This window comes from Streptomyces odonnellii, from assembly GCF_000981895.1.
In the GTDB taxonomy this organism is placed as follows: domain Bacteria; phylum Actinomycetota; class Actinomycetes; order Streptomycetales; family Streptomycetaceae; genus Streptomyces; species Streptomyces odonnellii.
Window position 1 is genome coordinate 1 of the sequence record NZ_LATD01000395.1, and the last position, 9,522, is coordinate 9,522.

Below are 9,522 nucleotides of genomic sequence, written 5' to 3' on the forward strand. Positions count from 1 at the left end.
CCTCGGACCCCGGCCGACCCGCTGGTCCCCCGGTCCCCGACCGACCCGCCCGGCCCGCCGGTCCCGGGCCGGTCGTCCCGACCGCCTGCCTCGTCCCGTCCGCCGCTTTCCCGCCTCTGAACACCCTCACTGGATCACGCCCCCCTCAATACGGTCGGCCGCGGGCCTCTCATGCCCCTCGGCCGCGGCTCCTCGTTCCGTACCGTCCGAAGCGCGGCCGGCGCCCCGCCGCCGCTGCCGCTTCCCCTTCCGCTTCGGCAGATACACCAGCGCCTCCGTCCCCACGAACCGCAGGACGAAAGTGGCCAGCAGCGCCAGCGCCGTCGCGGGCAGCACCTCCGCCCCGAGCTCGGAGACGAACAGCGCGATCAGCGGGATGCGCAGCAGCAGATCGGCGTTGGCGAGCACGGCGAAGCGGCCGACCCGGTCCGCCCAGTGCCGGTGCCCGCGCCTGCTGCGGAAGAGCAGCGCCTCGATCAGGACGAAGTTCCAGGCCACCCCGAACTGGTTGGCCAGCACCTCGGCCGGCAGATAGTGCAGCCCGGCCGCCGTCAGCCCGTACAGCGCCAGCAGGTTGGGTACGAAGCCGCTCAGCCCGATCAGACCGAAGGCCGCCATCCTGGCGAGCGGCGAGGCGGTCCGCAGCTCCACCAGATGGCGCAGGAACCGCAGTCCTTCCTTCGCGGACGACTTGGACTCGCCCGCGAACCGGTCCCGGAAGACGAACGGCACCTCGGCCGGCTGCTCCGGCCGGCAGCGCACCGCCAGCTCCAGCAGGATCTTGTAGCCGAGCGGGCGCAGCGCCTCCGCGGTGACCGCCGAGCGCCGGATCGCGAAGAACCCGCTCATCGGGTCGCTGATACCGCGCAGCCTGGCCGGGAAGATCCCCTTGGCCAGCCAGGTCGCCGCGCGGGACACCGCGACCCGGTAGCCGCCCGCCAGGCCCGCCCGGCTGCCGCCGGTGATGTAGCGGCTGGCGACGACGAGATCGGCGCGCTGCCGCTCGCCGGCCGCGACCAGGTCGGGGACGAGCGTGGGCGGATGCTGGAGGTCCGCGTCCATGACGACGATCCACTCGGAGCCCGCGGCCTTGAGGCCTTCGACGACGGCCCCGCCGAGACCGCCGGCCGGGGTCTCGCGGTGGATGACATCGACCGGGAACGGGCAGTCCTGTGCGGCGGACGCGATCACCTGGGGGGTGTCGTCGGTCGAGTCGTCGACGAAGAGCACCTCGCAGGGCAGCCGCGCGGGCACGGCGTCGGTGAGCTGCCGCAGCAACTCCCGTACGTTCCCCGCCTCGTTGAAGGTCGGGATGATGACGGTGACCGCGCCGGGCTCGGCCACCGCGGTCGCTTCGAGCTCCGGGTCACCGAGTTCGTGCCGTACCGGTCGTGGCTCGCCGGCGCCCGAACCGGCTCCGGCGCCCGCTCCGGCCGGGGGAAGGATGCTCATCGTCCGCCTCCAACGGATGGTCCGGCTCCTACGGATCGTCCGACGCCAACGGATGGTCCGGCTCCAACGGACCGTTCGGCGCCGACGGATCGTCCGCCCCCGACGATCTGCCGGATCTCGATCCGGTCCTCGCCCTCGCCGAAGACGGCGACGGCGTCCGAATGGTCCAGCGCGGCCCGTACGTTGGGCAGGTCTCGCGCGTCGCGCCGTACGGTCGGCGAGGCGACCACATAGTCCAGGTCGCGCCAGCCGCCGGGCATGGTCCTGGTGACGGCCGGGTCGAGATCGGCCTTGTAGAACCAGATCGCGCCGAGGCCCGGCTCGTATCCGGCGTGCACGAGGTCGAGCCAGAGCGCGTCGTCGACCAGCACCCGGGTCCGGGAGGGGTCGGGGACCCGCTCGGCCATCCAGGAGGCCGCGGCCCGGTAAGGGGCGTTGGCGTCGGCGGTCAGGGCCGTACGGTTGCCGTCGTACCACCGCGGCGCCACATACACGGCCGCGGTCACGGCCAGCGCGGCGAGCGCCGTCCACCGCACGGCGGTCAGCTTCCGGCTCTCCCTCGCCGCCCGCCGTCTGCGCAGGACCGCGTGCGTGACGCTCGCCGCGCCGCCCGCCAGCACCAGCGCGAGGAACGGCAGCCCCTGGATCACGTACATCGCGGGCAGATAGCCGGAGGGGCGCATCGCGACGGCGGTGAGGATCACCACGGCCAGCGCGGGCCCGGCCAGCGCCCGCGCGGTGACCGACCAGCGCAGGGTCACCATCAGCAGGACGGCGCCCGCGAGCCCGCCCAACGGCAGCACCCGGTCGTAGTAGAGCCAGGACTGGAGCACTCCGTACGAGCCGCTGCCCGGGTCGAGGACGAAGCCGGAGCCGGGCCTGCTCATCTGGTACGTGATGCCGTCCCAGAGCGAGACATGCCCGCCGCCCGGCAGCAGCTCGCCCTTGAGCAGGGCGAACAGCGGGTACGAGAGGCCGATCAGCGCGCAGGCGGTGACGGCGCCGGTGAGGGCGAACTTGCGGGTGTCGCGATGGCTGAACCGCCACATCGTGACCAGCAGCGCGGGCAGCACCACCAGCATGGTCTCCTTGGTGAGCACCCCGACGGCCGCGGCGATCCCGGCCGCGAAGTGGTGCCAGAGATCGCGGTGGGGCGAGGCCGCGAGGCAGAACGCCAGCAGCAGCCACATCACGGCGATGTTGTCGAGGAAGATCTCCCGCTGGAGCACCACGGAGAGCGGGGAGAGTCCGAAGAGGACCATCGCGAGCCCGGCGGCCCAGCGCGGCAGCCACAGCCGCCTGGCCAGGACGTACAGGAACACCGCGGCGGCCGCGGAGACCAGCAGCATCGCGAAGCGCATCGGGGCGACCGTCATCGTCTCGGGCACGAAGAGCGAGGGCAGCCAGGTCAGAGCGGCGATCTGCATCCAGCCGAGCGGCGGATGGTCGTACCAGTAGGTGTAGTGGGCGAGGCCCTTGCCCTCCTGGACGGCCCAAGCCTGGGCGAGATAGGTGCCCTCGTCGTCGCTGAGCGTCGGGTAGTGCTGGATGTTCCAGCCCTGGACCAGCAGGATCGCGAGAAGCAGCGCGCCGCAGAGCAGCAGGTCGGCGCGGGAGCTGCGGAAGCGGACCACGGGGCGGACGGTGAGCCGGCGCCTGTCGGGCTGCTGTGTCCCGGCCGGGTTCCGGGCATCGTTCGGCTGCGCGGTGACGGCTTTCTGATCCGTCGTCACCGCGGAAAGGGTGGAGGTCACGCGTGGACGTCCTCTCGGATGTCGCGGACGCCGCGGGTGTCCCCGGTCTCTCCGGTCTCTCCGGCGTCTCCGTCGTTTCCAGCGCCTCCGGAGCTTCCGGGGCCTCCGGCGGCCGGCGCCAGATGCGCGCCGACATGGCTGGTCAGCTCCCAGTCACTGCGCCCGCGCTGTTCGCGCCAGACGGCGCGGATCGCCGCGCCGGCCAGGAGCACCTGGTAGAAGGGCCCGCCGGCGATCAGCTTGAGATAGTGCGTGAGGCGGACGCGGAGCCCGTACTGCTTGCCGAAGTCATGCAGCCCGACGACCTCGAAGACAAAGGTGACCATGGCGGTGACCAGCGGCAGGAAGGTGATGAAGGCGATCGCGACCGGTACGTCCAGGAACAGCGCGATCGCCGCGTTGAGCGGGATGATCAGCCCGGTGAACGCCTGGAGGAACGGGGTCATCAGGGTGTAGCGGGCGAGCATCCGCTGCCCCGACGTGGGCAGTTGCTTCCAGTCCTTCTTGCGGTAGACCTGAAGGAAGCCCTGGTTCCACCGGGTGCGCTGCTTGAGCAGGGACATCAGTGAGCCGGGGGTCTCCTCGCGGGTCACCATGTCGGAGTCGTACGCGACGACGACCTTCTTGCCCACGCTGGAGAGCCGCACGCCCAGATCGCAGTCCTCGGCAAGGCAGTCGGGGTCCCAGCCGCCGGCCGCGCGCAGCACCTCGGTGCGTACGAAGACGGTGTTGCCGCCGAGCGGGATGAAGCCCTTCTGGGCGTGCAGGTGGAGCCTGCTGCGGAACCAGAAGAAGTACTCCAGGCAGTTGCGCAGGCTGTACCAGCTCGAATGGAAGTTGATGAGCTGGACCCCGCCCTGGACGACATCGGCGCCGGTGGAGCGGAAGGCGTGGTCGACATGGGTCAGGAGCTCGGGATGGACCTGGTCCTCGGCGTCGAAGACCCCGACGACATCGCCGGCGCAGTGCGGCAGCGCCGTGTTGAGCGCCTTCGGCTTGTTCTTGGTCTCGTGGGTGTCGACGACGACTCTGACCCGGTCCGGGGCGCGGGCCGCGGCCCGCTCGGCGACCTCCGCGGTCTCCGGGTCGTCGTGTCCGACGATGACGATGATCTCGAACTTCGTGTGGCTGGACTGGAGCAGCCGCTCGACGGTGTGCTCCAGTACGGCCTGCTCGTGCCGGGCGGGCAGGAGCAGCGAGAACGAGCCTTCCCGGCCGCCGTCCGGCGGATCGAATCTGGTGGCGGCCAGCGTCTCCGGCGTACGCCAGGCATGCATCTGCCACCAGAGTGTGAACGCGGCCATCCAGAACAGCGCCAGTGAAATGGCAGCAACGAACACGGATGTGAACAACACGGCCCCCCTCGGCCCGGGTGGCCGGGGCAGGCCCCCCTGGCCGCCGGCTCACCCGTGATCCCCCACGCACAACAGGCCACCCATGCGTACCAGTTGTGCCTCTTGTGAAGAGAATAGGGCTGATCTGTGACGGCCGGTGGGCTGATTGGATGAAAACCGCGTTTCAGGCCGGTTCGGCATGCATCATAAATCGGCCACAGTTCACTCGTACACGCCCAATTCGCGCCGGAGTGCGCCTACTTCAATTGTGGGAGCCGCGCAAACGAACCGCCGGCAGACATACGCGGCGGAATGCCCGCCGACGAGCGGCCGGCCGGCGAGCAGCGGGAACTCGCCACTGTCCGGGGCGCCCGTGGCGACGACCGCGCCGGGGGCCGTCGCGAGGAGCGCCGTACGGTGCAGCTCCCGGGCCGCGGGGTCGCCCTCGGGCCCGACGACGGCGATCTCGCGGGGGCCGTCGAGCAGGGCCTCGGCGGTCGCGAGACCCCAGCCGATGAAGCGCGGCACCCTCGGTCCGAGGGCCTTCACCACGCCCAACGCCCGTTCGGCGGCGGTGCGATGGGCTTCGGAGCCGGTGTGCGCGGCGTACGAGAGGAGCGCGCCCGCGGCGGCCGTCCAGCCGGACGGGGCCGCGTTGTCGGTCGGGTCCTGCGGGCGGCGGATCAACTGTTCGGCGTCGTCGGCGGTGTCGAACAGCGCGCCGTCCTCGGCGGCGAAACGGTCGAGCACAATGTCCAGCAGGAATCCGGCGAATTCCAGCCAGGCGCCGTCGCCGGTGACGGACGCGAGCGCCAGGAATCCCTCGGCGACGTCCCCGTAGTCCTCCAGGACCGCGGCGTGCGCGCCGGACCGGCCGTCCTTGGAGGTACGGGCGAGGCGCGCGGTGTCGCCGAGGTGGACCCGTACGAGCAGATCGGCGGCCTCGGTGGCGCGTTCCACCAGGTCCGGCCGGTCGAAGTACGCTCCGGTCTCGGCCAGCGCGGCGATCGCGAGGCCGTTCCAGGCGGCCACGATCTTGTCGTCGCGGCCCGGGCGGGGCCGCTGCTCGCGCGCCGCGAGGAGCCGTGCCCGTACGGACTCGACACGGGCGGCGTCCACCATCCCGCCGTTCCGCGGAAGCTGGAGCACCGAGGCGCCCTCCTCGAAGGTGCCCTCCTCGGTCACCCCGAAGTACCGCGCGGCGAACTCGGCGTCGGCCTCGCCGAGGACCTCCCGGAGCTGCCCGGGCGTCCAGACGTAGTACGCGCCTTCGGCGTGGCGGCCCGTGCCGTCGTCGCTGTCGGCGTCCAGCGCGGAGGCGAACCCGCCCTCCGCCGTGCGCAGTTCACGTACCAGGAAGTCCGCGGTCTCGACGGCGACCCGGCGGGCCAGCTCCGATCCGGTGGCCCGCCACAGATGCGCGTACACCCGGCACAGCAGGGCGTTGTCGTACAGCATCTTCTCGAAGTGCGGCACCACCCACTCGCGGTCGACCGAGTAGCGCGCGAACCCGCCGCCGAGCTGGTCGTAGATCCCGCCGCGCGCCATCGCCTCGCAGGTGTCCGCGGCCATCTGGAGCGCGCCCTCGGCACCGGTACGGGCATGGTGGCGCAGCAGGAACTCGGTCACCATGGACGGCGGGAACTTGGGCGCCCCGCCGAATCCGCCGTGCCGCGCGTCGTACTCCCTGGTCAGCCCGAGCAGCGCCTGCGACAGCTCCGACTCGCCCGGCACCCCGTCCCCGCCGTGCCCGAGCGACCGCCCGGCCAGCTCCCGCACGATCCGCCCGGCCACCTCGGCGACCTCCTCGCGCCGGTCGGTCCACGCGGCACTGACCCCCTCCAGGACCTGCGGGAAGGACGCCATGCCGTGCCGGGGCGCGGGCGGGAAGTACGTACCGAAGTAGAAGGGCTCCCCGTCGGCCGTCAGGAACACGGTCATCGGCCACCCGCCCTGCCCGGTGGCCGCCTGCACGGCCTCCATGTACACGGCGTCGACATCGGGCCGCTCCTCGCGGTCGACCTTGATGTTCACGAAGTGCCGGTTCATGTACTTCGCGGTCGTCAGGTCCTCGAAGCTCTCGGACGCCATCACATGGCACCAGTGGCACGCGGAGTAGCCGACCGACAGCAGAACAGGCACGTCGCGGCGGCGCGCTTCCTCGAAAGCCTCCGGCCCCCAGGGCCACCAGTCGACCGGGTTCTCCGCATGCTGAAGCAGATAAGGCGAGGTCGCACCAGCCAACCGATTCATACGGCCCAGCCTCTCACAACGCCCGATCCCGGCCGGTGGAGCCCGCGCGGACCCACCTCGCCCGGCGGATTCGCACTCGCGCGCCATCACGTGATGGACGGCCCTTCCACCTCATCGCGACTCGCCGGGGACATCCTCCGGGGAAGCGAGGCCAACGGCGACGGTATCCACGGCAAGCGGAACAGTAGGCTGAACCCAGCAGCGCTGTAACTGCCGAGGCTCCTCGAAGGAGGCACCATGAGCGCCGAGATGGTGGCGCCCGCGTGGATGCACACCCAGATCAGCGCCGAGCAATACGACTCCTGGTCTGAGGAACAGTGTGCGGGCATCGAAATCGTGGACGGGATGGTCGTCGTGAGCCCGAGCGCCTCCAAGCGGCACAACCGGTTGGCCCGGCTCCTGGCCAATGCCCTGGACGCCGCCGCAGGCCCCCAGTGGAACGCCGACACGGTCTTCGACGTCCGCTTGCAGGACGTCCCGCTCACCAATCGCCGTCCGGACGTCATCGTCTACCGGACGGAGACCATCGACCTCACACCGACCCGCCCCGAACACGTACTCCTGGTCGTCGAGGTCGTGTCGCCCGGCTCGGAGACCACCGACCGGATCGTGAAGGCGGATCAGTACGCCAAGGCAGGCATCCCTTTCTACTGGCGCGTCGAGCAGACCGCCACCGCTGTCCCGATCGCCTACACCTACGTTCTCGACCCCGCCACCAAGGCCTACAGGGACGGCGAGATGTTCCCCGGCGTCATCAAGGCTGCCGCGCCCTTCTCCGTCACGGTCGACCTGGGAGCCGTCTGACAGCGCTGGAAGGGCCAGTCGGTCGCCATACCCCCATCCTGCCCCAGGTCTCCCACACCACCGCCGCAGGCACGGAAGTCCGGCTCCGCCACTGTGCGCCGTCAGGCGATGGCCGCGATGTCCCCGTCGTCGAAATAAATGGCCTGATGCAGGCGCCCGCCCAAAGCCACAGCAAATCGGGCGAGGACGTCCTGGCCGGAGATGTGCCCCCGCTCGATTTGCGACACACGCCCCTTGGTGACGCCCATACGGTCGGCCACTTCCTGCTGGGTCAGCCCGCGGGCCCGCCGCAGTTCCGCCAGACGGCGGCCGGTCGTCTCCGCGAGAAGCTCCTCCTTGCCCGCCCGTACAGCCTCCTCGCCTCCAGCACGGGCAACATGCTCAGCGCGGATGTCCTGCCAACGCGTGTAGCCGCTCACGATCGTCCTCCTTCTTCCCGGGCCCGTTCCTTCACATAGATCTCGTAGCGCTCTTCGGCCAGCGGAATCGCTGCCCGGTACCACTCGTTCCAGCGCCCCGCTTTATCTCCTGCCACCAGCAGAATGCTGCAACGCCACGGGTCGAAGGCGAACAAGATACGGACCGTACCGGGACGCAGTTCCTTCAGATTCGCCATCGACGAGCCATGGATGGTGTCAACCAGCGGGCGCCCAAGTCCCGGGCCTCCCTCCGCCAGGGCATCCAGTGCCTGCACCACGCGCGCATGCGCCAGGTCATCGAGGCCTTCGATCCAGTCACGCACCTCGTCGACCAGGAAGATCTCCCACTCGCTGCCCATGAAGCCGAGTATAGCGAAGGCTATACCCCTCCAGCGTCGACCGACAACGCGGCGCCGCGCGTGCGCATGCGGTACCGCGGCGCGGGAGGCGGGCTCGGTGCCCCAGCGCCGCGCAGCGACGAGGTACGTAGATTGAATCTACGTAGATTGCGTCTACGCTTCGGAGCACTCATGGCCCGCACCCCCTTCGCCGGCCGGCATCGGGTCACCTTCGCAATGACTGAGCCAGGAGAAGCCAGGGGATGTGAGCGAGGTGCGATCACGCCGTGGTCGGCCGGAGAGCGTCAGCCCAGGCCCAGGCGGGTTATCTCGCGTCCCGCGGAGCGGTCCATCACCATCAGCAGGCCGGCCTCGCGGGTCCTGTCGTAAGCGGCCTCGTCCATGACATCCAGTTGGAACCAGACCGCCTTGGCGCCGATCGCCACGGCCTGGTCGGCGATGCCTCCGGCGAGGGTGGAGTTGACGAACACGTTCACCACGTCCACCGGGAACGGGATGTCCGCGAGGGAAGCGTAGCCCTGTTCTCCGTGCACGCTCCCGGCCTTCGGGTGCACGGGCACCACCCGCTTGCCGATGCGCCGCAGCTTCTCGGCCACGCGGTAGGCGGCCCGCTCGGGGTTGTCGGACAGGCCCACCACGGCCCAGGTGTCTCCGGCAGCGGTGAGAATCTGCCGGATCTCTGTGTCATCGCCATACGTCGTCATGCGCGGCACCGCCGTGCGCCGATGAGTTCCGCACCGGTTACCGCCGACCGCGTGATCATGGGGAGTGCCAGGTCTGTGGACTTCGTCAGCCGCATGAGCCGACGTTAGCCAGTTTGAATACTGTATGCAATAGCGCCGTCTCATCCGCCTGCCGCCGTCGGCCCGGCAAAGGCACTCGGCCGACCGCTGAGGAATCACCCTCGCCTTACACGGGCCCTGGCAGGACAATGTGTGTTCAATGAACGCTTTCTGAGGGGGACGCAGATGCGGGAGAGCCACCGGGCCGAGGCCGACAGGCTGTTGGTGCGGGCCGTGGAGGAGGAGGTGCGGCGGTCGGGCGGGCGGGCCGACGGCGCTGCGTTGCTGGCGCGCGGGCGCGGTGCGCTGGAGTCGCTGGCCGCCGGGGCCGCCGAGGACTACGCGGCGTACACGCACGCGCTGGA

At 70.5% G+C, this 9,522-nt stretch carries 8 protein-coding genes; 1 reads left to right on the forward strand and 7 read right to left on the reverse strand.

What is annotated here, in order from left to right; all coding sequences use genetic code 11:
• Nucleotides 1-126: 126 nt before the first annotated feature.
• The 4 genes from WH07_RS30925 to WH07_RS30940 form a co-directional block, all read right to left on the reverse strand.
• On the reverse strand, nucleotides 127-1,452 hold the full coding sequence (locus WH07_RS30925) for a glycosyltransferase (protein ID WP_079023704.1): 1,326 nt from the start codon (nucleotides 1,450-1,452) through the stop codon (nucleotides 127-129).
• Nucleotides 1,449-3,206, reverse strand: a complete 1,758-nt coding sequence (locus WH07_RS30930) for an ArnT family glycosyltransferase (RefSeq protein WP_079023705.1) — start codon at nucleotides 3,204-3,206, stop codon at nucleotides 1,449-1,451. The genes WH07_RS30925 and WH07_RS30930 overlap by 4 nt, the downstream gene beginning before the upstream one ends.
• Nucleotides 3,203-4,558 carry a glycosyltransferase gene (locus tag WH07_RS30935; RefSeq protein WP_079023706.1) on the reverse strand — a complete coding sequence of 452 codons (1,356 nt, stop codon included), beginning with the start codon at nucleotides 4,556-4,558 and terminating at the stop codon, nucleotides 3,203-3,205. Before WH07_RS30935 ends, WH07_RS30930 begins: the two co-directional genes overlap by 4 nt.
• 204 nt (nucleotides 4,559-4,762) lie before the next feature.
• Entirely contained in the window at nucleotides 4,763-6,793 is a 2,031-nt protein-coding gene (locus WH07_RS30940; RefSeq protein WP_046507361.1) for a thioredoxin domain-containing protein, read from the reverse strand.
• Between the two features lie 237 nt (nucleotides 6,794-7,030).
• Between WH07_RS30940 and WH07_RS30945 the strand changes: the two genes are divergently transcribed.
• On the forward strand, nucleotides 7,031-7,597 hold the full coding sequence (locus WH07_RS30945) for a Uma2 family endonuclease (protein ID WP_046507364.1): 567 nt from the start codon (nucleotides 7,031-7,033) through the stop codon (nucleotides 7,595-7,597).
• A gap of 101 nt (nucleotides 7,598-7,698) precedes the next feature.
• On the opposite strand, the gene WH07_RS30950 is transcribed toward WH07_RS30945, so the two are convergent.
• From WH07_RS30950 to WH07_RS30960, 3 genes are all read right to left on the reverse strand, one after another.
• Complete coding sequence (locus WH07_RS30950; protein WP_046507367.1) at nucleotides 7,699-8,016, reverse strand: helix-turn-helix domain-containing protein; 318 nt, start codon at nucleotides 8,014-8,016, stop codon at nucleotides 7,699-7,701.
• Nucleotides 8,013-8,375 (reverse strand): type II toxin-antitoxin system RelE/ParE family toxin, encoded by a 363-nt coding sequence (locus WH07_RS30955; protein WP_046507370.1) that lies wholly within the window; start codon nucleotides 8,373-8,375, stop codon nucleotides 8,013-8,015. The genes WH07_RS30950 and WH07_RS30955 overlap by 4 nt, the downstream gene beginning before the upstream one ends.
• 284 nt (nucleotides 8,376-8,659) lie before the next feature.
• Nucleotides 8,660-9,079, reverse strand: coding sequence for a CoA-binding protein (locus tag WH07_RS30960; RefSeq protein ID WP_046507383.1), 420 nt, complete (start codon nucleotides 9,077-9,079; stop codon nucleotides 8,660-8,662).
• Nucleotides 9,080-9,522 lie beyond the last annotated feature (443 nt).

Excerpts from the sequence above, each read along its gene's own strand:
- WH07_RS30945 (WP_046507364.1), top strand. The coding sequence starts at position 7,031 with ATGAGCGCCGAGATGGTGGCGCCCGCGTGGATGCACACCCAGATCAGC.
- WH07_RS30925 (WP_079023704.1), bottom strand. The coding sequence starts at position 1,452 with ATGAGCATCCTTCCCCCGGCCGGAGCGGGCGCCGGAGCCGGTTCGGGC.
- WH07_RS30955 (WP_046507370.1), bottom strand. The coding sequence starts at position 8,375 with ATGGGCAGCGAGTGGGAGATCTTCCTGGTCGACGAGGTGCGTGACTGG.
- WH07_RS30940 (WP_046507361.1), bottom strand. The coding sequence starts at position 6,793 with ATGAATCGGTTGGCTGGTGCGACCTCGCCTTATCTGCTTCAGCATGCG.
- WH07_RS30960 (WP_046507383.1), bottom strand. The coding sequence starts at position 9,079 with ATGACGACGTATGGCGATGACACAGAGATCCGGCAGATTCTCACCGCT.